Raw genomic sequence first — 21,135 nt, forward strand, 5'->3', positions numbered from 1 at the left:
CGGAATCTGAGAAGATATTGAAAAGAGGAATCCAATATTGTCCTGTGCTTTCGAAGAAAACATGCGTAACTTGATGTTCAAGTATCCAATCAAGAGCTGCTTTTAATTCTTTAGTTGTGGTACCAAAGGTTGTTTGATATTTTTTAGGTTCATTTGAAGTTAGAGGACCATCTAAAATACAACAAACAATGGATTTTTGATGTACATCAATTCCACAACATATTGGGTGCATTACTTGCATAATAAAACCTCCTATTCTACTTGTTAAAGAACAATGGAACAGGAGGTAAAATGTAATTTTATTTTCATGCTCTAAGCATAATCGAGTTTTCTCATGACCCCTGTTCATCCAGTTTTCCCGACAGGAACGACAATTCCCCAATAATTCGAACGGATTAGTATTGTTCTCTAACGTAAGTATAATACCAAATTTTGTTTCTGTCATGAGTAAGACGGTGAAACCGTCTTGGCGTTTTCCCGTAATAAAAGCTAGTGTGGCTTTTATTACTAAAGCTACTATGGGAAGTCTTTTTCTAAAAATCGATTTTTCTTGTACATCGTGACAAAATTCAAGAGAAATGAGAAAATGCAATTGACAAAATGTCAGTTGCGTAATATCCTTTAAATAGGAGGGATAAAATGCGAGATGTGAAAGAACCGGAAATACGACGTGCTGAAATTATGGATGCTGCAATGCTACTTTTTATAGAGCAAGGGTATACTAATACAACAACTCAGGATATTGTTGACAAAGTAAATATATCAAGAGGCTTGCTGTACTATCACTTTAAGAATAAAGAAGATATCCTATATTGTCTTGTGGAACAATATTCAGATAAATTATTGAAAGATATTCATGTTATTGTCTATGATGAAGATAAAACCGCCATTGAAAAAATTAGAGCTTTTATAGATGCCACAATTATATCTTCGGAAAATATTTCAGCAGAGGGAACAGCGTTACAAAAAACAGTTGATCTTGAAGAAAATCGATATATGATAGATAAGTTATCCCATAAGATTATTGAAAAACTGACAATATATTTTGAAAGGATAATAAACCAAGGAATATCAGAAAAAACATTTTTTGTAAAATATCCGTCTGAAACAGCGGAATTTCTTATGACAGCCTATGTTTTTGTTTCAAATAACATAAGTATAAGATATTCAAAAAAAGAGTCTGTCAATGAGTATTTAAACGCATTTAAGATAATGCTTGAACAAAGCTTAAATACAAAAAAACTCTTTAGTAATTAAAAAAGAATAGAATGTTTGCAAAAATAATAAGGTTCCGATAGCTAATGCTAAAAAAGCTATCGGTATTATTTCAAAGAATAACTGACAAATTGTCAATGGAGGTAAAAGCATGTTAGAGATAAATAATTTTAGTAAATTTTATGGAGACAAAAAAGTTGTTGATAACCTATCCATTTCAGTACAGTCTGGAGATATTTATGGATTCATTGGTGCAAATGGAGCTGGAAAAACTACAACAATAAAAGCCGTACTTGGGATTCATGATTTTGAGAATGGAAGTATAACGATTGAGGGGTATTCCATTAAAGACGAGCCTGTTATTTGTAAAAAAATAATGGCATACATTCCGGATAATCCAGACTTATATGAACATATGACGGGATTTCAGTACATTAATTTTATTGCAGATTTATTTGAAATTTCTACTGAAATACGCAGAGAAAGAATTCTAAAATATAGTGATTTATTTGAAATGACTAAGCATCTTTCGGGGATGATATCTTCTTATTCGCATGGTATGAAGCAACGAACAGTGATTATTTCTGCACTGGTTCATTCTCCAAAGTTACTAATTTTAGATGAACCTTTTGTAGGACTTGATCCAAAAGCAGCTTTTCTACTAAAGAAAGTAATGCACGAATGCGTGTCAGATGGAGGAGCTATTTTCTTTTCAACACATGTTTTGGATGTTGCAGAAAAATTATGTAATAAAATTGCAATTATAAAAAATGGAAAGCTAATCGCAAGCGGAAATACAGAAGAAGTCAAAGGTGATAAAACTTTGGAAACTTTTTTCATGGAGGTACAAGATAATGAGCAAAATTTGGATACTAATTAGAGCCCAATTGATAAATTTTTTTCCAATCAACGAAATTAGAGAGCCAAGAAATAAAAAGCAAAGCTCTGTTGTTATTGCAAGTTTTGGAATAATAACTCTTGCTATATTTTTCTGTGTCTATAATATTATGACAGCCAAAACACTGGTACAAGTTGGACAGCAGGAATTGATACCTGCTTATATGGTTGCAGTATCAAGTTTTTCAATATTATTTTTGACAATATTTTATTCTAATGGAATTTTATTTGGTAGTCGTGATATAGAAACGCTTTTATCGCTACCTTTAAAATGCTCAGACATTATAAGTAGCAAGTTTATGTTTATGTATTTATTGAACTTTTTAATAGGATTCATGTTTATGCTTCCGGGAGGCATTGTTTGGGTATTAAACGGAAGCTTAAATGTATTACAGATTATATTGTATTTTACCTCCATGATTTTTGTTCCATTGATACCTATGTGCATAGCAGCATGTATGGGAATGATTGTTGTTGCTGTTTCATCTTATTTTAAGAGGAAAAATGTTATTGCTCTAATCTTTTCATTTGTAATGATAGGTATAATTGGATATATTGCAGTCTCAGCTATGAAATCAGGTAATGAAGACAGCATTGAGATCATGCTTTCTAAGCAAATTACAGCACTGTACCCAATATCCGGGTTATTCGTGCAACACACAAGTTTTCCAATGTATATTGGAATGGGATTATTTATTGCTTTTTCAACAGCAGTTTTTTATATATTTGTAAAAATTGTTGAGATGAAGTATGGATTGCTTAATACTCTTGCTAAAACAACATCAAGATATTCTGATAATAAAACATCTTATAATAGAAAAACGATATTTCTTGCCTTGTATAAAAACGAAATGGGACGCTTTTTAAGCTCGTACATGGCGGTCTTGAATGCAGGCCTCGGTGTAATACTTTTATGTGTTTTTAGTATATTTTTACTTTTTAATTCGGTAGAACAAATAGGAGAGTCTTCAGGAATAGAAAATATAAATGAATATCTCTCAAATTTTGCTCCATTATTTATTGCATCTATGCTCTTGCTCAGTTGCCCGGCAGCTTCAGCGATATCTTTAGAAGGAAAAAATATTTGGATTTTGCAAAGCTCTCCTGTTAAGGTAAAAATGATCTTAAATTCCAAGATTGCTGTAAACCTTACACTTCATTTGATTGGGTATATGATTTCCATGTTTGCATTTACGCTAAAACTTGATATGAACTTCATTCAAGTTATTAACTTAATAATTGTTCCTATATGCTATTCGATTTTTATAACAGTGATAGGAATTTCCCTAAATAAAAAGTATCCAAATTATGAATGGGAAAGCGAGATGATGGTTGTAAAGCAGAGCATGCCTGTTATTGTGTCTGGACTTGTAGGGATAATTGCACTCATTACACCCATTCTTCTTAATTGGTTTTTAAATCTTTCGATAATACCAGTTTTGGAGATAATGTCAATTACTTTACTTGTTATTTCAAGCGAAGTTTATAGAAAAGTTAGCAAGTTAAATTTTATTTAGTTCAAGGAGGAAAAATGGTATGAAAGATGGACTTTTAAAAGATGTCTTGGTGTTGATATTAATGATTGTTGTAATATTTATTATTTGCATATTTCTCCCAGAGAAAATTCCTGTTCATTTCAATGCAAAAGGAGTTGCAGATATGTTTGCTAATAAATATTATCTTCTGTTTGCTACGGTTATTCCGTATTCTGCTTATTGGAAATTTATACGAGGAAGGAAAAATAAAAAGGTTAAGTGAATATGTATCCATATTTACAAATAGCATCTATGATAAGAGCAACTGTTTTAAGAGGTAAGTATGTACTGGGACAACAGATGCCTCCCATAAGGACTTAAGCAGAGAGGGAAGAATGTAATCCTGCAACCGTCCGAAAAGCATTAAAAGTTCTTGAAAAACAGGGGTTGATTGTTAGTCGTGGAAGTAAAGGATTTTTTGTTATTGAAAGTGAGAAGAAAATAATTGAGTTAAGAAATCAGAATTTTAACAGGCTAACAAAAATATTGTTTGAAAAACTATATGCCTTAGGATTTTCGGATTCTGAGATTATCAAACTATTTGATAGAATAGAAACTTAAAAAATGAATAAAAATCAATTATGTGTGAAGAAGATAAAGATACTGACTATTTAGATTATTGATAAAAAGGAGGACTTCGTATGCCTAAGTGTAGAAGTCCTCCTTTTTTTACTTGTGTTTAATTGAGACATTATCACTTGTGTTTGACACCGATTTTTCTTGTACTTCGTGACAGATATTGGACTATCGTATATAATAGAGATACGTGTGAAAGAATTAGAACGAATAAAAAGAAAAATAGAGATATTTAAGGAGGAACTTATGCGAGTAGGGATTTTTACCGACACCTATTTCCCTCAAGTAAGTGGTGTTGCTACGTCTGTTCGAGTGTTGAAAGAAGAATTAGAACGCCTCGGTCATACGGTTATTATTTTTACAACAACTGATCCAAATGCTACGATGCCTGAGTGGAATATCGTTCGCTTGGGAAGTATTCCATTGTTTTCATTTAAAGAAAGAAGAATTGCTGTTCAAGGCTTTATTGAAGCTTATAAAGTTTCTCAAGAATACGAATTAGATATTATTCATACGCAAACAGAATTTAGTTTAGGCTTACTTGGCAAAATTTTAGGAGCAATGCTTGGGATTCCAACAATCCATACATACCATACAATGTATGAAAAATATTTACACTATATTGCGAATGGAAAAATTTTAAGACCAAGTCATGTGGCATATATTTCTAAAAACTTTTGTAATCAAACTCGTGGAGTGATTGCACCAAGTCAAATGACCAAAGATAAGTTATTATCTTATGGAGTGACTCAAGAAGTTCGTGTTATTCCAACAGGTGTTGAAATTCCAAAATTAAATCCACAGGCTGCAGAAGAATTACGTGAGAAATTAGGGTATACAAAAGAGGATAAAGTACTTTTATCGTTAAGCCGTTTATCGAAAGAAAAAAATATTGCTGTGATTTTAGATGCAATGCCTGCAATTTTAGAAAAAGATTCAACTGTGAAATGTTGTATTGTTGGTGGAGGGCCAGAAAAAGAAGAACTTGAAAAACAAGTGGAACGTTTAGGGATTACACCTTATGTACAGTTCGCAGGTGAAGTGGAGCATCATCAAGTGTCTCAATATTATCAAATGGCAGATTTATACGTGAATGCTTCTGAGTCTGAAAGTCAAGGATTAACTTATTTAGAAGCTTTAGTCAATAAAATACCAGTTATTGCGAAGAAAAATGATTATTTACAACAATTTATTACAAAACCTGAGTTAGGAATGTTGTTTGAAAAAGATGAAGATATTGCTTCTAGCGTGTTAACTTATTTAGAATGTTACAATCAAACTTCTCATCAAGTAGAAGAATTACAAAATCAATTATTAGAAGAAATCTCTTCTGTAACTTTTGCTAAAAGAGTAGAAGCATTTTATGAGGATGCGATTAGTAATTATCAACATGATAAAGAAAATACAAAAACTTGGTTAGAAAAAATGAATTTCTTCAAAATCTATGATGATAAGGAGACTGAAGAATGAAGAAAATAGGATTTATTGGAACTGGTGTAATGGGTTCTTCTATGGTAAAGCACTTATTAAATGCCGGTTATCCAGTTACAGTTTATAATCGTACAAAAGAAAAGGCACAAACAGTTATCGATGCTGGCGCTATATGGGCAAATACTCCAAAAGAAGTTGCAAGTCAATCCGATGTTGTATTAACGATTGTAGGTTATCCAACAGATGTTGAGGAAGTTTATTTTGGGGAAAACGGAATTTTTCAAGGGATAGAAACAGGTAAGATACTCATTGATTTAACAACAAGTACGCCTTCTTTAGCAAAGAAAATTGCAGAAGAAGCTGAAAAATTCTCTTGTGAGGCGCTAGATGCTCCAGTTTCTGGTGGTGATTTAGGAGCTAAGAACGGAACATTGTCAACAATGGTTGGTGGTAAGGAGTCTGTTTTAGAAGAAGTACGTCCAATTTTAGAGACTTTTTCAAAAACAATTACGTTACAAGGAACCAATGGAGCTGGTCAACATACTAAAATGGCGAATCAAATTATGATTGCTGGAACAATGACAGGCTTAGTTGAAATGTTAGTTTATGCAAAAGCTGCGGAATTAGATTTAGACAAAGTTCTTCAAACAGTTGGAGCAGGAAGTGCAGCGAACTGGTCATTATCGAATTATGGGCCAAGAATTTTGAAGAAAGATTATAGTCCGGGATTTTTTGCAAAACATTTCTTAAAAGACTTGCGAATTGCGATTGATGAATCTGAAAGAATGGGATTATTTTTACCAGCCACCTTACAAGCAAGAAAATTATATGAAACAGTTTGTGATGATGGTTACGGCGATTTAGGGACTCAAGCTCTTATTCATTTATATTGGACACTTCCTGAATAAATTTATAAAAAAAGTATGTTTTTTAAAGGGATTTTCATATAATCTAAAAAAGTTTTATGGTAGAATAGAAATTAAGAAAGCTGAAAGGGGTAAAGCAACATGAAACCTTCACAACTAGTTGCAATTGTGCAACGTCTACAAACAATGGCGGATCAAAGCACGGATATTGAAATTCGTCGTTTTGAAAAAGATGGTGTTGAAAAATGTGTTGTGACATTTAATCAAGAAGCAGATAGCTTTGAGTTAGAAGATTGTGAGACAAAACAAACATTCCAATTTGATGATATCGATTTAGTCGCAATTGAAATTTTTGAACTATTACAAGATTAATGACTTTGTGATAAACCACGGCGCCTATAAAATGTGTGCTGTGGTTTTTCAATATTTATACATAAAGAAAAAGTGGGGATTACGATGAAAGTAGAAAAAATTGGTTTATTAGGATTTGGAACAGTTGGAAGTGGCGTTTATCATATTTTAACAAAAAATCAAGCATCAATTGAAAAGAAAACAGGAGTTTCATTACAAATTGAAAAAGCTCTTGTAAAAGAACCAGAACTATTTGCTGATAAAATTTCAGGCATTACATTTACTTCGGATGTAGACTATATTTTAAATGATGAAGAAATCTCTATTATTGTAGAAGTTTTAGGTGGAGTGGATTTTGCCTTTAATTGTGTAAAAAAAGCTTTAGAATCAGGAAAACATGTCGTAACAGCGAATAAAGATTTATTAGCAAAACATGGTGTTGAATTATCTCAAATTGCTAGAGAAAATAATGTGTATTTATATTATGAAGCAAGTGTTGGGGGCGGAATTCCTGTACTACGTCCTTTAGTAGAACATGTTTCAAATAATGAAGTAGAAGCGATTTACGGAATTGTAAATGGAACAACAAACTTTATTTTAACTTCTATGAGCCAACAAGGATTATCTTATGAAGAAGTGTTAAAAACAGCTCAAGAAAAAGGATTTGCTGAAGCAGATCCAACAAGTGATGTAGAAGGTTATGATGCTACTTATAAATTAATCATTTTAACAAGATTAGCATTTGGAACAAATGTTTCATTCGATGCGATTCCTAAAAAAGGTATTACACAAGTGACTAAAACAGATTTACAATTAGCTAAACTTTCAGGCTATACGATTAAATTATTGGCAAGTGTTGTCGCAAATGGTGAAGAAGTATACTTAGAAGTACGTCCTTATTTTGTAAGTTTAAACCACTTGTTAGCTCAAGTTGCTTATGAAAATAATGCCATTTCTGTAACAGGTGATGCTTTAGGAGAAATTTTACTATACGGAAAAGGTGCAGGCTCACATCCAACTGCAACAAGTGTGGTAGCTGATGTCATGATGATTGCAACGCAACAAAATCGTAATGCAAAAGTAGTTCCGTTTGAACCATTGACAGAAGCAACGAAAGTTCATACAACAACAGCTCCATTGAAAGATTATGCTGTTGTAATTGAAACAAGTAAACCAGAAGAGTTTGATGGAGTTGTGTTACCAAATCAAGCAGTATTAACAAGATTTACTCAAATTTCAGAAGCTGAGTTAGAAGAAAAAGTTTCCGCATATCAACAAATAGACGGTGTAGAAGCAGTTAGAATCTATCCTGTGTTGGAGGCATAAAAATGAAAATTATTGTACCCGCAACAACTGCTAATATTGGATTAGGATTCGATTCCATTGGGATTGCAGTTGGTTTATATTTAACATTAAGAGTTGTAGAACCTAGTAATGAATGGAAAATTAAACATCCATTTGGAGAAGCCGTACCAAGCAATCAAGAGAATTTAATTATTGAGACAGCTTTAGCAGTTTGTCCAACCTTACAACCTCACCATTTAGTATGTGAGAGTGACATTCCAATGACAAGAGGATTAGGAAGTAGCTCTAGTGCGATTGTTGCAGGAATTGAATTAGCAAATCAATTAGGGGATTTGAACTTAACTCCACAACAAAAAGTTGAGTGGGCAACAAAATTAGAAGGCCATCCAGATAATGTAGCTCCTGCTATTTTAGGTGGATTAGTCGTTGCGACTTATGATGAAGAAAGTCAAGAAGTTGACTATTTACAAAAAGAAATCCAATCTGATATTCAAGGGATTGCGTTAATTCCAGATTTTGAATTATCTACAAAAGCAAGTAGACAAGTTCTTCCTAGTGAATTTCTATATTCAAAAGCGGTACAAGCAAGTAGTCGTTCGAATGTATTAGTTGCAGCACTATGGCAAGAAGATTGGGAAAATGTTTCTAGAATTGTAGAAAAAGATTTATTCCATGAACCTTATCGTGAAACATTAATTCCGTTTTTAACACCGGTACGTAAGCTTGCAAAAGAAAAAGAAGCGATTGGTACGTACTTAAGTGGAGCAGGTCCAACTGTGATGGTGTTATCTTCAAAAGATAAGTCAACAACTATTGTGGAGCATTTACAAGAACATTTACCAAGTGAATTAGGAAACTATAATATTCAAGTATTAACCGTCGATCAATTAGGCGTTCGAGTTGAAAAAAGATAACAAAGATAGAGGAGAAATATGTCCATTAAACTAACACCAACGTGGTTTATCAAAGATTATTTATCCATTTCCATTGAGTTTTTAAAAAAACAATCGATAAAAACAATTTTTGCAGATATTGATAATACATTAGTGGATTGGGATGAATTAGATACAAATGATACATTACAAACATGGGTTCAACAATTAAAAGAAAATCAGATTGAAATCATATTAGTATCTAATAATCGTAAAAATCGTATTGAAAGAGTGGCTGAACAATTAGGCGTACCGTACGTTTTTCCAGGACTAAAACCACTGCATAAAGGATTTAAAGAAGCATTGAGCCAAACGACTGCAACAAAAGATGAAATTGTGATGATTGGAGATCAGTTATTGACAGATATTTTAGGGGCGGGAACTTTTGGGATTAAAACGATCCTTGTTAAACCTTTAAAATTATCAGATGCTAAGAAAACAAGAATCAATCGATTTTTTGAAAATTTAATCCTAACGATATTATATGGAAAAAATTACTCAGAGAAATGGGAGGAGAAAATCCATGACTGAAAACCACTATTTTTGTATGGGATGTGGAGCAACGATTCAAACAGAAAATCATGAAGAAATCGGCTATACTCCTACAAGTGTATTGACAAAAATGTTAGAAAAAGAAGAACCCGTTTATTGTCAACGTTGTTTTAGACTTAGAAATTATAATGAATTACAATCTGCTTCTTTAAGTGATGATGATTTCTTAAAAATGTTATCTTCGATTGCAGAAGAAGATGCACTAGTTGTTTATGTGGTCGATTTATTTGATTTATATGGCAGTATGATTTCAGGGTTGAAACGTTTTATTGGAAATAATCCAGTATTATTTGTTGCAAATAAAGTGGATTTATATCCAAAATCAGTGAATCGTAATCGTTTGAAAAACTGGATTGAACGTTTTGCAAAAGAATATGGCATTCGTCCAGTCGATACGATTTTAGTGAGTGCGAATAAACGTATTCAAATTGACGAATTATTAGATAAAATAAATGAATACCGTCAGGGAAAAGATGCTTATGTAGTAGGGGTAACGAATGTAGGTAAATCTACTTTAATTAATAAATTAATTCAAAGTATTGGTGGAACAAAAGATGTGATTACAACTTCTCAATTCCCAGGAACTACATTAGGACAAATTTATATTCCATTTGATGAAAAATCAAGCTTAATTGATACACCGGGAATTATTCACCGTCATCAGATCGCACACTATTTAGCAGAAAAAGAAGTGAAAAAAGTATTACCTCAAAAGGAATTACAACCAAAAACTTTCCAATTAAATGCAGAACAAACGATTTTTATTGGTGGACTTGTTCGAGTGGATTATACAAAAGGAGAAAGAAATTCCTTAACATTTTATACTCCACAAACAATTGAATTACATCGTACAAAATTAGAAAAAGCAGATGAGTTTTATGCAAGACACAATGGAACGATTTTAACACCTCCTACCGGAGATAATGTGAAACAATATCCAACTCTACAGAAGATAGTCTTTTCAGTAAAAGAAAAATCAGATATCGTAATTGCTGGTCTAGGTTGGGTAACGATTCAAAAACCAGGGACGATTGAAATTTGGAGTCCAAAAGAAGTAGATGTCATTAAACGTCCATCGATTATATAAGAAGGAGGGATTGGATTGGAATTAAAAGGAAAAGAAAGACAATTTTTCAAAAAAGAAGCACATAGTATTAAACCTATTTTTCAAATTGGAAAAGGTGGTTTAAGCGAAGAAATGATTCAACAAATCCAATTTGCGATTGAAAAACGTGAATTAATTAAAGTTAGTTTATTACAAAATACAATGGAAGAACCTCAAGAAGCTGCTGAAGTATTAGCAGAACAAACAGGCAGCACGATTATTCAAGTCATTGGACATACGATTGTATTGTATAAACAAGCTAGAAATCCAAAAAATCGTGATATTTCGATTCGATTTGCAGAATTTGTAAAAAGAGGGCGATAATATGATGCAATCCATCAAGCTTTGTCCAAAAGTGAAACAAAATGATTTTAGTGGAAAACAAAAGCGTGTTGGAATTTTAGGAGGAAGTTTTAATCCACCTCATGTGGCACATTTAATTATGGCAGAGCAAGCTAGAGTTCAGTTGAATTTGGACAAAATCTATTTTATGCCGAGCCATATTCCACCTCATGTAGATGAAAAGAAGACGATTGATGCTAATTATCGAGTAGAAATGACACAATTAGCGATACGAGATAATTATCATTTTGAACTTGAAACGATTGAATTAGAACGTACTGAAAAAAGCTATAGTTTTGATACGATTCAACTATTAAAAGAAAAGAATCCAGATATAGATTATTACTTTATTATCGGTGGTGATATGGTGGATTATTTACCAACTTGGCATCGAATTGATGAATTAGTACATGAAGTTCAATTTGTAGGAGTTTGTCGTCCAGGTTATCCAAAAGAAACTCCATATCCAGTATTATGGATTGAAGCGCCTCAAATGGAAATTAGTTCAACACAAATTCGTAAAAATGTGTTATGGGGACAAAGTATTCGTTACCTTGTTCCAGAAAGTGTAGAAGAATATATTTTTGAGAAAGGACTGTATCAAGAATGACAGTTTTAGATTTTTCTCCGTATTCTTCTTTGAGTCGTGAAAAAATTTTACATCAAGTTCGCTCTCAAATGAGTCAAAGAAGATTTGAACATTGTTTAAGAGTGGAAAAGAAAATCATTGAATTAGCAACATTATATGGAGCAGATGCTACAAAAGCTTCTTTAGCAGCGTTAATTCACGATTATGCAAAAGAAAGACCCTTAGAAGAATTACAAGAATTAGTGGTCAAAAAACAGTTGTCAGAACAACTTAAAAATCAATCTTCTGAAATTTTACATGGACCAGTAGGTGCAGAGATTTTAAAAGATGAATTAGATATACAAGATGAAGAAATTTTAGACGCTATTCGTGAACATACGATTGGTGGAACAAAAATGACTCTATTATCCAAATGTTTATTTGTAGCAGATGCCATTGAAGATGGAAGAAATTATCCAGGAGTAGAAGAAGCAAGACAAATTGCTAGTCACAATATTGATGAAGCAGTTCGATATTTAGTGAGACATACTTTGCAGTATTTAATTGAAAAAGAAGTGTATATTTATCCTGGAACATTAGAAGTTTATAATTATTTAGTAATAGAAAGAGGAAACGTATGACAGAAAATCGTAGTAAACAATTATTAGATGTAGTATTAAAAGCAGCAGATGATAAATTAGCACAAGAAATCGTTGCACTAGAAGTGGGACACTTAACACCTGTGGCAGATTACTTTGTTATTACTCATGGGAAAAATGAAAAACAAGTACAAGCAATTGTCGATGCTATTGAAGAAGAAGTACATAAAGAAGGCTTTGAAGTGAAAAGCATCGAAGGAAAAGACAACGCACGTTGGATTTTAATGGACTTAAATGATGTCATTGTACATGTATTTTACTATGAAGACCGTGAATATTATAATTTAGAAAAATTATGGAATGACGCACCAATCGTTAATATTGCGAGTGAAAAAGAATGACCTATCAAATCTTTGCACATGTTTATGATGAAGTAATGGATCATGAACAATACCAATTATGGGTGAAATTTACAAAAGATTCTTTTAAAACGTATACGAGTCGAAATATTCAAAAAGTCATGGAATTAGCTTGTGGAACGGGTGAAGTTTCGACTTTACTAACAGAGGCAGGATATCAAGTGACTGGAGTTGATTTATCTAGCGAAATGTTAGATATTGCCAAAGAAAAATATCAACAAGATTATCCTTCGATTGATTGGGTTCAAAAAGATATGCGTGATTTAAAAGGATTAGAGACTTTTGACGCGATTACATTATATTCTGATTCACTTTGTTATTTAACAGAGTTTGAAGATACAATCAAAGTATTTAAATCTGTTTACGATCATTTAGAAGAGGATGGATTGTTTTTATTTGATGTGCATTCTCTTTATCAAATGCAAGAAGTATTTCCAGGATATCAATATCATTATACGAGTGAAAATTTAGCGTTTTTATGGCAAAGTTATGAATTAGAGGAACCTGGAAGTGTAGAACATGTCATCGATATGTTTGTTCGTGATGAATCTCAGACGAGTAAAGCATTATTTGAGCATTTTCAAGAAGTGCATGTTGAACAAACTTTCCCTATGGAATGGTATCAAGAAGCACTTGAAATGGTAGGATTTAAAAAAGTATGGATAAAAGCCAATTTTGGTGAATCAGAAGTGGAAGAAATTTCTCCACGTTGGTTTTTTATTGCATTGAAATGAGGAATTACATGAAAGCTTGTGGAATTATTGCAGAATATAATCCATTTCATAAAGGTCATCATTATCAAATCGAACAAATTAGAAAGCAAACAGATGCAGATGTTATTGTTGTTGCGATGAGCGGGAATTTCGTTCAAAGAGGAGAACCAGCCATTGAGAATAAATGGCATCGTGCAAAAATGGCTCTAGAAAATGGGGCGGATTTAATATTAGAATTACCAACACTTTCAAGCACACAAGCCACTGATTGGTTTGCAGCTGGGGGCGTTGGTATTTTGCATGCTGCTAAATGTCATGAAATTGCTTTTGGAGTAGAAGATATACGAATTGATTATCAAGTAGCATTTGAAGAATGGATTACATTGCAAGCAAGAATAAAAGAAGATGTCACGAATGACGATATGAAATCTCTCACTTATGCCAGTCGACTTACACTCATTGCAAAAGAGAGTTTTGGACAAAACAGTCCGTTATATCGTTTAATGCAACAACCGAATCAACAATTAGGGTTTGCCTATGTAAAAGAAATTTTTTCGAGAAATGTACCAATGAAATTCTTAACGATTGAAAGAAAGGGAAACGGGCATCTAGATGCGAAAATCCAAGATGAACAGTTTGCTAGTGGAACTGCATTACGGAAGCAACTATTAAAGCCTGAAAGAAATCCAAATCTATATGCTCAATTATCTTATTTAGAAGAAATTTCTTCAGTTGCATACCGTAACCATTGGGAACAATATTGGTTATTATTGAAGTATCAATTAGAGAGAAGTAGTGTGGAAGAATTAAGAAATATCTATCAAATGGATGAAGGGATTGAATATCGCTTAAAAAAAATCTTACCTCAAGCAAATTCTTTTTATAATTTTATTCAATTATTGAAAAATAAACGTTGGACTTGGGCAAGATTACAACGCTTATGCTTATATGTGTTATTAGGAATTACAAAGAAACAAGTGGAAAAGTATTTTGAAAGTATCCGAAAACCGAATAAAGTGACTGTTTTAGGATTTAATGAAAGAGGAAGAGAATATTTAAAAACTTTACGAGAAGAAAAAACAGAATTTATTACAAATTATGCAGATTCATCTATAGAAACACAAAAGAATTTTGATAACATATATGATATAATGAACCCGTCTAATTATAAATCTGCTCAGCAGTTTAAGCCGGAGATAAAATAAAATATAAAGAAAGGAAAGAAGTGAGTGAAGAAAAAGGTAATGACATTATTAGGATTAGGACTACTTCCAGTTACAAGTGTGTTTGCTGAAGAGGCAAAAAATGTTGGAACTAACAAGTTAACAACCATTGAAGAAAAACCAGCAAACTTACAAGATGTGGGAGAAAATAGATTAACAAAAGAAATTCCACAATATAAAGAAGTTAAAGAAGAAACTAAAGAACTTAAAGCTGAAATAAAAGAAACTAAAACAACGAAAGAACAAGTAGAAAAAACTGTTCAAGTACCAAAAGAAAAATTAGTCGTTGGAAAAAATATTGCATTAAAAGAAGGTAAGTATTATAAAATTAATAATCTTGTGACAAAAGAATGGATTTATAACGAACAAGAAGGTACTTGGTATTATCTTTCTGAAACTGGAGAAGTCGTTAAAAATGCATGGGTTGGAGATTATTACCTAGGTCAGGATGGAAAAATGCTTTCTAATCAATGGTTGTATGATTCATTTTATAAAGGATGGTATTATTTAACTAAAAGTGGTGCCTATGCGAATGCAACATGGGTTGGAGACTATTTTTTAAAACAATACGGTAAAATGGCGGACGCTGAATGGATTTATGATCCAAATTACCAATCATGGTATTATTTAAATAATGGTGGAAGTTATGCTCGTTCTCAGTGGAAAGGTAACTATTACTTGAATGCTGATGGAAAAATGGCAACAAAAGAATGGGTTGATTCGGAAAAATATTACGTAGATGAAAATGGAAAATGGATTGAGTATGTTAAACCATTAAACACTCCATGGTACTTCCAAAGAGATTATAGGTGGGGTTCTGAATTATTAAGAGGTATTACAATGGCTGTTTCAGGATGCGTACCGACATCACTTTCAATGATTTTCAATGGATTTGGTGAGAATTCAACTCCGATTGAAGTAGCACGTTGGATTAGTGAAAATACTGAATCTATGAATACTAATGGTTATGTAGGAACTAGAGCAAAAGGTTCAGCTGCAGCATTGAAAGCATGGGGATTTGATTATAAAGTGATCAATACAAAAGCAGCTGTTAAACAAGCATTAATTGAAGGAAAAACAATTTTAGCTTGTGTTGGACCCGGACATTTTGTAAAAGTATCTGGGGGCGCTCATGCTATTGTATTAAGTGGATACCAAGATGGAAAAACATTTGTGAGAGACCCTGAAAGTGATGGGAATAGTAGATGGTTTGATATCGATAACCTTTGGAATCAAAGAAGTTACGATGAAGGAGATATTGAATTAGGTGGACCATTTATGGTTGTAGAAAAAGTTACTGCTAAAAAATGATTGCAATCTTTGTCAGAAATCTGTAGAATCAGTTTATAAAATAAAATGATGGAGAAATATACAATTGTCAAGTAGAAAACATTGACAAACAAGAGATTCCTTAGTATAATTCTCTATGTTGCTTTAGGGGTGAAAAATGTGAAAATATCATTAAAACAACTTGAAAATTCTCAAGGAATGCCTGTTTATTTTGAAGAGGAAATGCAAGTAGAAGATAACTTAAAGAGTCGTGACGATACGATTTTAGAGGTTTCTCCTGCATTAGCAAAAGGTTTTCTTGTGTATCAAAATGAAACAGTCATTGCGCAATTTACTTGTGCTGTCGATATCACACTTCCTTCATCCAGGTCTCTAGAGCCAGTGGTTGTGCCATTGTCAATAGAAATTGTTGAACGATATATTCCAAAAGGAACTTCATTTGAAGAACAGGAATTAACAGAAATTGTCATTCCGTTAGAAACTGATTGGATAGATTTACAACCTGCTGTGGAAGATCATATTTTACTTTCAATTCCTTTACAAGTCTTATCGCCAGAGGAATTGAGTGAAGACCGAATGCCAAGTGGTCAAGATTGGGAAGTGATTTCTCAAGATGAGTTGTCTTTAAGACGTACAGTTGCAAAAGAACAACAAATTGATCCAAGGTTAGCGGCTCTACAGTCTTTCTTCGATTCCGATGAGACTGAAAAGTAAAAAGCATTTTATGTAAAGAAGATTGATTAGGAGGTGTACAAAATGGCAGTACCAAAACGTAAAACATCAAAAGCTAGAAAAGCTAAACGTCGTACTCACTTCAAATTAGAAGTACCAGGGTTAAACGCATGCCCTAACTGTGGTTCATTAAGAAAAAGCCACCATGTTTGCCCATCATGTGGACAATACGATGGAAAAGAAGTTGTTTCTCAAGAAGCATAATTTTAACAATCAAGCCTACACTTTATGTGTAGGTTTATTTTTTTATAAAAACGAGTCGTTTACGGAAGAAAAAATTTTTCGTAAACGACTTTTTTATAGTGTATAAAAATAATCATGGATAAAATGAAAAAAATAATAATTTTGCAATATTAAATATGATTATTTAATGAAAATGTCATATTTCTACATTTGTGAAAATCATATGATAAAATATTGTTTTATAAATAATCTTTTTGTGAAAAGTTTAAACGTAGTGTTTGTTGTAATTGATAAAATATGCTATTATATATGGGAATATCTAGATTAAGAAGGAGCCAATATGTATAAGAGAAATTTAAAAAATAATTATAACAAAATTCAAAAATTTTCTATAAGAAAATATAGTTTTGGTGCTGCTTCAGTAGCAATCGCCAGCTATTTATTATTTATGGGAAATGGGGCAGTTGCTGCAAATGAAGTAGCAATTCAAGAAAAATCAACTTCAGTAACAAAAGTAAATGTTGATGAAATATCAACAAAAAAAGAAGAAAAACAATCAGATGAAAAGAAAAACTCAGAAAATGAGAATAAACAATTAACTAATGTAAAAGGAAAATTACAAAACTATATTCAAGAAATTGAATCGAAATTAGCACAAGGAGTATATTCGAATAAGACAGAAGAAAGTATTCAATTAGTACGAGAATCTTTATCTTTAGCGAATAATGCAAAATCTTCAAATACTATTTCTGAAGTAGAGAGTGCTTATGCTCAGTTAATTACGACAGTCAATGCAAAATTACGTAATAAAGCTGTAGAGAAAAAAGAAACACCTGTTAAAGATACCACAGAAGGTAAAGAAACAGTTGGAATTAAAGCAGAGAATACAGAGAAAAAATCAGAATCTAATGCGATTGAAAACACGGGTGCAAACGATCCACGTAATGGAAGTGAAATTCAAAAAGATACTACTTTCCGTGCAGCTGTGAATCAAGATCCAAAGGTAGAATTTAATTTTTCTATTCCAAATGAGAAAAAGATCTATATCTATAATGAAGAACATTTTTCATTAGAAATTCCAGTATATTCTGAAACTGGAAAGATTCGTTATGCAACAATTAAGAAAGGATCTAGACAAAGATTTCCTAATGTTGCAGGTACGGATAATGACTTAGATGTTGAATTTGGATTTACAGCTAGAGTAATTAATCGTGCGGAAACAGCAGGAGTAACATCGGATGCTAGTCAAGCGAATCCGGCAAAAATTGTCATTACGGGACGTCCAAATGATGTGTTGAAAAAACATAGAGATTATACAAAGCAAGAAACCCAAACATTAAATATTGGTACTCGTTATGTTCAGGTAGTTGATGACCAAGGTAGAGAAAATCTTAAAAAAGGGGATAGTATCGCAGATCCAGGATACTTTTACTTAGTACTAAAAGCTCAATCAAAAAAATATGCATTAAGATCTCAACCTACGGATGAAAAAATTTCTGTAACTAGTTTAACAAATCCAACTGCAGAAGATTTAAAGAAAATTAAAGATAGTATTCAATTAGAATACTCAACAACAAACGAAGATGCAAGGTTAGCTGATAAACGTGGAACTTTAGTAGAACATCCTGAGGATGTTATTCAGTCAGTAAATATTGTTGGAAATAATATTGTCGTGACATTCACAGACGGTTCTACAAAGACAAAACCTGTGGGTGAAATTGTACAAAAAAATACCCCTCCAACAGTAACAGTACCTTATTCAGATACAGCTAACAAAAATGTTTATATTTATTCTGGAGAAGAAACAGATTTAACATTTACAGCAACGGATGAATCTAAACTTAAAGACCTAAAACTTCGTGGCCCTGGTGATATTAACTATAATAATGCAACTAGTTATGGTTTAGCAGTTGGAAAAGTAACAGATAGTGCTCTATCAAGTGGAGAAGGTTCTGTTTCAGATGATAAGAAAACTGCAACGATTAAAATGACAGGAACTACGAACTTAAAAGATGGACAGAAGTGGACAAGTATAATCGTTGCTAAAGATGATAATAATGGAGAAAGTGCACCTTTTGATGGAAGAATCAATGCAACTACAAATCCAGCAGAACGCCAAAAAATTGAAGGTTATGTAGAATTTGTTGTAAAAAATCAAACATCAAAATATGATATTAAGTCGCCCGAAGGAACTGTTAGTGTACTAGATCCTACGAATGTAACTGCTGAAGAGTTCGAAAAAATTAAAGAAAAAGTGAAAATTGAATATTCACAGACAAATAATGATGCGAACTTCACTAGTAAAAGTGGACAATTAGTAGATAATCAAGCAACAAGAATTTCTACGATTACAAAGGATTCAAATGGAAATCTTGTTGTGACCTATAAAGATGGTTCAACTGATACAAAACCTTTATCAGAGTTTACAAGTTTGAATAAGCAACCTGCTATTGATGCAGTTAACAAAGCTGCTGAAGATAAAATTGCAGAGATTAATGCTAATACAAATGCAACTGCAGAAGAAAAAGAGGCTGCAATCCAAAAAGTTAATGCCGATAAGACGAAAACTTTAACAGCGATTAATAATAACTCGGTAACGACAAAAACAGCATTAGATAATGCAAAAACATCAGGAACAACTGCTATTAGCAATGATAATCCTGTAGTAACGAAGAAAGATACAGCGAAAGCAGCTATCGATACAGCTTTAAGAGAGAAAGAAGCAGCAATTGATGCGAATAATGCCTTAACGACTGAAGAAAAGAATGCAGCAAAAGCAGATGCACAGGCAAAAGCGACTGCAGCGAAAGCAGCTATCGATAATGCGACAACAAACTCAGCTGTAGACTCAGCTAAAACTGCAGGAACAACGAGTGTAAGTTCAGTAACGCCAACAGCAACGGCAAAACCAACTGCAAAGAACGCAATAGACGAAGCTCTTAAAGCAAAAGAAGCTCAACTTGACGGTCGTGCCGACTTAACAGATGAAGAGAAAAAGGCGGCAAAAGCAGATGCACAAGCAAGAGCAACTGCAGCAAAAGCAGCAATCGATAATGCAACAACAAATGCAACTGTAGACAGTGCTAAAACATCAGGTGTTGATGATGTGGAAAGCGTTAATCCACAAGCTAGTCAAAAGAAAACTGATGCAAAAAACGCAGTTGATGATGCATTGAAAGCTAAGGAAGCAGCGATTGACGCAAACAATGACTTAACAGATGAAGAGAAAGCAAAAGCTAAGGAATCAGCAAAAGCGAAAGCTGATGCAGCGAAGCAAGCGATTGACAATGCAACAACGAACGCAGCGGTAGAAAAAGCTAAGACTGATGGAGCAACGAGTGTAAACTCAGTAAATCCAACAGCACAAGCGAAGCCAGAAGCTAAGAAAGCAATCGATGATGCATTGAAAGCTAAGAACGATGCGATCGACGCACGTACAGACTTAACAGATGAAGAGAAAACTGCAGCGAAAGCTGACGCGAAAGCGAAAGCCGATGCAGCCAAACAAGCAATCGATAACGCGACAACAAATGATGCAGTAACGCAAGCTAAAAATGATGGAGCAACAAGTGTAGACTCAGTAAATCCAACGGCAGAAGCAAAACCAGCAGCTAAGAAAGCAATCGACGATGCATTAAAAGCTAAGGACGATGAGATTGATGCAAACAATGACTTAACAGCTGAAGAAAAAGCAAAAGCTAAGGAAGATGCGAAAGCTAAAGCTGATGCAGCGAAAACAGCGATAGATACTGCAAGAACAAATGATGCAGTAACACAAGCTAAGACAGATGGAGCAACGAGTGTAGACTCAGTAAATCCAACGGCAGAAGCAAAACCAGCAGCTAAGAAAGCAATCGATGATGCGTTAAAAGCTAAGAACGATGCGATCGATGCAAACAATGACTTAACAGCTGAAGAAAAAGCAAAAGCTAAGGAAGAAGCGAAAGCCAAAGCCGATGCAGCCAAACAAGCAATCGACAACGCAACAACAAATGATGCAGTAACGCAGGCTAAGACTGATGGAGCAACGAGTGTAGACTCAGTAAATCCAACAGCACAAGCTAAGCCAGCAGCTAAGAAAGCAATCGATGATGCATTGAAAGCTAAGAACGATGCGATTGATGCGAACAACGACTTAACAGCTGAAGAAAAAGCAAAAGCTAAGGAAGATGCGAAAGCTAAAGCTGATGCAGCTAAACAAGCAATCGACAACGCGACAACAAATGATGCAGTAACGCAAGCTAAAAATGATGGAGCAACAAGTGTAGATGCAGTAAATCCAACACCAGTAGCTAAGCCAG

General features: G+C 33.3%; 22 protein-coding genes. 21 read left to right on the top strand and 1 reads right to left on the bottom strand.

What is annotated here, in order from left to right:
* Positions 1-241 (bottom strand): IS110 family transposase (locus tag HMPREF0446_RS08540; RefSeq protein ID WP_020991282.1); only part of this gene is annotated, 241 nt, incomplete at its 3' end.
* Positions 242-639: 398 nt separating this feature from the next.
* Here HMPREF0446_RS08540 and HMPREF0446_RS02100 point away from each other — a divergent pair.
* The 21 genes from HMPREF0446_RS02100 to HMPREF0446_RS02200 form a co-directional block, all read left to right on the top strand.
* A complete protein-coding gene (locus tag HMPREF0446_RS02100; RefSeq protein ID WP_006703062.1) occupies positions 640-1,257 on the top strand; it encodes a TetR/AcrR family transcriptional regulator in 618 nt (205 codons plus the stop codon).
* 109 nt (positions 1,258-1,366) lie between these two features.
* Complete coding sequence (locus HMPREF0446_RS02105; protein ID WP_006703061.1) at positions 1,367-2,095, top strand: ABC transporter ATP-binding protein; 729 nt, start codon at positions 1,367-1,369, stop codon at positions 2,093-2,095.
* Positions 2,070-3,629, top strand: coding sequence for a hypothetical protein (locus HMPREF0446_RS02110; protein WP_006703060.1), 1,560 nt, complete (start codon positions 2,070-2,072; stop codon positions 3,627-3,629). The genes HMPREF0446_RS02105 and HMPREF0446_RS02110 overlap by 26 nt, the downstream gene beginning before the upstream one ends.
* 19 nt (positions 3,630-3,648) lie before the next feature.
* On the top strand, positions 3,649-3,870 hold the full coding sequence (locus HMPREF0446_RS02115; RefSeq protein WP_006703059.1) for a DUF1648 domain-containing protein: 222 nt from the start codon (positions 3,649-3,651) through the stop codon (positions 3,868-3,870).
* A 599-nt stretch (positions 3,871-4,469) separates the two neighbouring features.
* The gene (locus tag HMPREF0446_RS02120; RefSeq protein WP_006703057.1) at positions 4,470-5,693 is read left to right on the top strand and encodes a glycosyltransferase family 4 protein; all 1,224 of its coding nucleotides are present in this window, start codon (positions 4,470-4,472) and stop codon (positions 5,691-5,693) included.
* Positions 5,690-6,562: an NAD(P)-dependent oxidoreductase gene (locus HMPREF0446_RS02125; RefSeq protein WP_006703056.1), complete on the top strand. Its 873-nt coding sequence runs from the start codon at positions 5,690-5,692 to the stop codon at positions 6,560-6,562. Before HMPREF0446_RS02120 ends, HMPREF0446_RS02125 begins: the two co-directional genes overlap by 4 nt.
* Before the next feature lie 99 nt (positions 6,563-6,661).
* The gene (locus tag HMPREF0446_RS02130) at positions 6,662-6,892 is read left to right on the top strand and encodes a YkuJ family protein (RefSeq protein ID WP_006703055.1); all 231 of its coding nucleotides are present in this window, start codon (positions 6,662-6,664) and stop codon (positions 6,890-6,892) included.
* 84 nt (positions 6,893-6,976) lie between these two features.
* Positions 6,977-8,197 carry a homoserine dehydrogenase gene (locus HMPREF0446_RS02135; RefSeq protein WP_020991283.1) on the top strand — a complete coding sequence of 407 codons (1,221 nt, stop codon included), beginning with the start codon at positions 6,977-6,979 and terminating at the stop codon, positions 8,195-8,197.
* 2 nt (positions 8,198-8,199) lie between these two features.
* Positions 8,200-9,090: a homoserine kinase gene (thrB, locus tag HMPREF0446_RS02140; protein WP_006703053.1), complete on the top strand. Its 891-nt coding sequence runs from the start codon at positions 8,200-8,202 to the stop codon at positions 9,088-9,090.
* A gap of 18 nt (positions 9,091-9,108) precedes the next feature.
* Positions 9,109-9,639: a YqeG family HAD IIIA-type phosphatase gene (locus HMPREF0446_RS02145; protein WP_006703052.1), complete on the top strand. Its 531-nt coding sequence runs from the start codon at positions 9,109-9,111 to the stop codon at positions 9,637-9,639.
* A complete protein-coding gene (gene yqeH / locus HMPREF0446_RS02150; RefSeq protein WP_006703051.1) occupies positions 9,632-10,747 on the top strand; it encodes a ribosome biogenesis GTPase YqeH in 1,116 nt (371 codons plus the stop codon). Before HMPREF0446_RS02145 ends, yqeH begins: the two co-directional genes overlap by 8 nt.
* Positions 10,748-10,762: 15 nt before the next feature.
* Positions 10,763-11,089 carry a ribosome assembly RNA-binding protein YhbY gene (gene yhbY / locus HMPREF0446_RS02155; protein ID WP_006703050.1) on the top strand — a complete coding sequence of 109 codons (327 nt, stop codon included), beginning with the start codon at positions 10,763-10,765 and terminating at the stop codon, positions 11,087-11,089.
* Between the two features lies 1 nt (position 11,090).
* Positions 11,091-11,717, top strand: coding sequence for a nicotinate-nucleotide adenylyltransferase (locus tag HMPREF0446_RS02160; protein WP_006703049.1), 627 nt, complete (start codon positions 11,091-11,093; stop codon positions 11,715-11,717).
* Positions 11,714-12,316, top strand: coding sequence for a bis(5'-nucleosyl)-tetraphosphatase (symmetrical) YqeK (yqeK, locus tag HMPREF0446_RS02165; RefSeq protein ID WP_006703048.1), 603 nt, complete (start codon positions 11,714-11,716; stop codon positions 12,314-12,316). The genes HMPREF0446_RS02160 and yqeK overlap by 4 nt, the downstream gene beginning before the upstream one ends.
* A complete protein-coding gene (gene rsfS / locus HMPREF0446_RS02170; protein ID WP_006703047.1) occupies positions 12,313-12,675 on the top strand; it encodes a ribosome silencing factor in 363 nt (120 codons plus the stop codon). The genes yqeK and rsfS overlap by 4 nt, the downstream gene beginning before the upstream one ends.
* Positions 12,672-13,427: a class I SAM-dependent DNA methyltransferase gene (locus tag HMPREF0446_RS02175; protein WP_006703046.1), complete on the top strand. Its 756-nt coding sequence runs from the start codon at positions 12,672-12,674 to the stop codon at positions 13,425-13,427. The genes rsfS and HMPREF0446_RS02175 overlap by 4 nt, the downstream gene beginning before the upstream one ends.
* A gap of 8 nt (positions 13,428-13,435) precedes the next feature.
* A complete protein-coding gene (locus tag HMPREF0446_RS02180) occupies positions 13,436-14,611 on the top strand; it encodes a nucleotidyltransferase (protein ID WP_006703045.1) in 1,176 nt (391 codons plus the stop codon).
* Positions 14,612-14,635: 24 nt separating this feature from the next.
* Positions 14,636-15,940, top strand: coding sequence for a C39 family peptidase (locus HMPREF0446_RS08100; RefSeq protein WP_006703044.1), 1,305 nt, complete (start codon positions 14,636-14,638; stop codon positions 15,938-15,940).
* A gap of 138 nt (positions 15,941-16,078) precedes the next feature.
* Positions 16,079-16,633, top strand: a complete 555-nt coding sequence (locus tag HMPREF0446_RS02190; RefSeq protein ID WP_006703043.1) for a YceD family protein — start codon at positions 16,079-16,081, stop codon at positions 16,631-16,633.
* A gap of 42 nt (positions 16,634-16,675) precedes the next feature.
* Positions 16,676-16,855 (top strand): 50S ribosomal protein L32, encoded by a 180-nt coding sequence (gene rpmF, locus HMPREF0446_RS02195; protein WP_006703042.1) that lies wholly within the window; start codon positions 16,676-16,678, stop codon positions 16,853-16,855.
* Between the two features lie 319 nt (positions 16,856-17,174).
* Positions 17,175-21,135 (top strand): sialic acid-binding adhesin (locus HMPREF0446_RS02200; RefSeq protein WP_020991284.1); only part of this gene is annotated, 3,961 nt, incomplete at its 3' end.

Origin of the sequence: Granulicatella elegans ATCC 700633 (assembly GCF_000162475.2) — a bacterium.
In the GTDB taxonomy this organism is placed as follows: Bacteria; Bacillota; Bacilli; order Lactobacillales; family Aerococcaceae; genus Granulicatella; species Granulicatella elegans.

Bases quoted from the DNA above. Each gene is read 5' to 3' on its own strand.
- HMPREF0446_RS02100 (WP_006703062.1), top strand. From the start codon at position 640: ATGCGAGATGTGAAAGAACCGGAAATACGACGTGCTGAAATTATGGAT.
- HMPREF0446_RS02105 (WP_006703061.1), top strand. From the start codon at position 1,367: ATGTTAGAGATAAATAATTTTAGTAAATTTTATGGAGACAAAAAAGTT.
- HMPREF0446_RS02110 (WP_006703060.1), top strand. From the start codon at position 2,070: ATGAGCAAAATTTGGATACTAATTAGAGCCCAATTGATAAATTTTTTT.
- HMPREF0446_RS02115 (WP_006703059.1), top strand. From the start codon at position 3,649: ATGAAAGATGGACTTTTAAAAGATGTCTTGGTGTTGATATTAATGATT.
- HMPREF0446_RS02120 (WP_006703057.1), top strand. From the start codon at position 4,470: ATGCGAGTAGGGATTTTTACCGACACCTATTTCCCTCAAGTAAGTGGT.
- HMPREF0446_RS02125 (WP_006703056.1), top strand. From the start codon at position 5,690: ATGAAGAAAATAGGATTTATTGGAACTGGTGTAATGGGTTCTTCTATG.
- HMPREF0446_RS02130 (WP_006703055.1), top strand. From the start codon at position 6,662: ATGAAACCTTCACAACTAGTTGCAATTGTGCAACGTCTACAAACAATG.
- HMPREF0446_RS02135 (WP_020991283.1), top strand. From the start codon at position 6,977: ATGAAAGTAGAAAAAATTGGTTTATTAGGATTTGGAACAGTTGGAAGT.
- thrB (WP_006703053.1), top strand. From the start codon at position 8,200: ATGAAAATTATTGTACCCGCAACAACTGCTAATATTGGATTAGGATTC.
- HMPREF0446_RS02145 (WP_006703052.1), top strand. From the start codon at position 9,109: ATGTCCATTAAACTAACACCAACGTGGTTTATCAAAGATTATTTATCC.
- yqeH (WP_006703051.1), top strand. From the start codon at position 9,632: ATGACTGAAAACCACTATTTTTGTATGGGATGTGGAGCAACGATTCAA.
- HMPREF0446_RS02160 (WP_006703049.1), top strand. From the start codon at position 11,091: ATGATGCAATCCATCAAGCTTTGTCCAAAAGTGAAACAAAATGATTTT.
- yqeK (WP_006703048.1), top strand. From the start codon at position 11,714: ATGACAGTTTTAGATTTTTCTCCGTATTCTTCTTTGAGTCGTGAAAAA.
- rsfS (WP_006703047.1), top strand. From the start codon at position 12,313: ATGACAGAAAATCGTAGTAAACAATTATTAGATGTAGTATTAAAAGCA.
- HMPREF0446_RS02175 (WP_006703046.1), top strand. From the start codon at position 12,672: ATGACCTATCAAATCTTTGCACATGTTTATGATGAAGTAATGGATCAT.
- HMPREF0446_RS02180 (WP_006703045.1), top strand. From the start codon at position 13,436: ATGAAAGCTTGTGGAATTATTGCAGAATATAATCCATTTCATAAAGGT.
- rpmF (WP_006703042.1), top strand. From the start codon at position 16,676: ATGGCAGTACCAAAACGTAAAACATCAAAAGCTAGAAAAGCTAAACGT.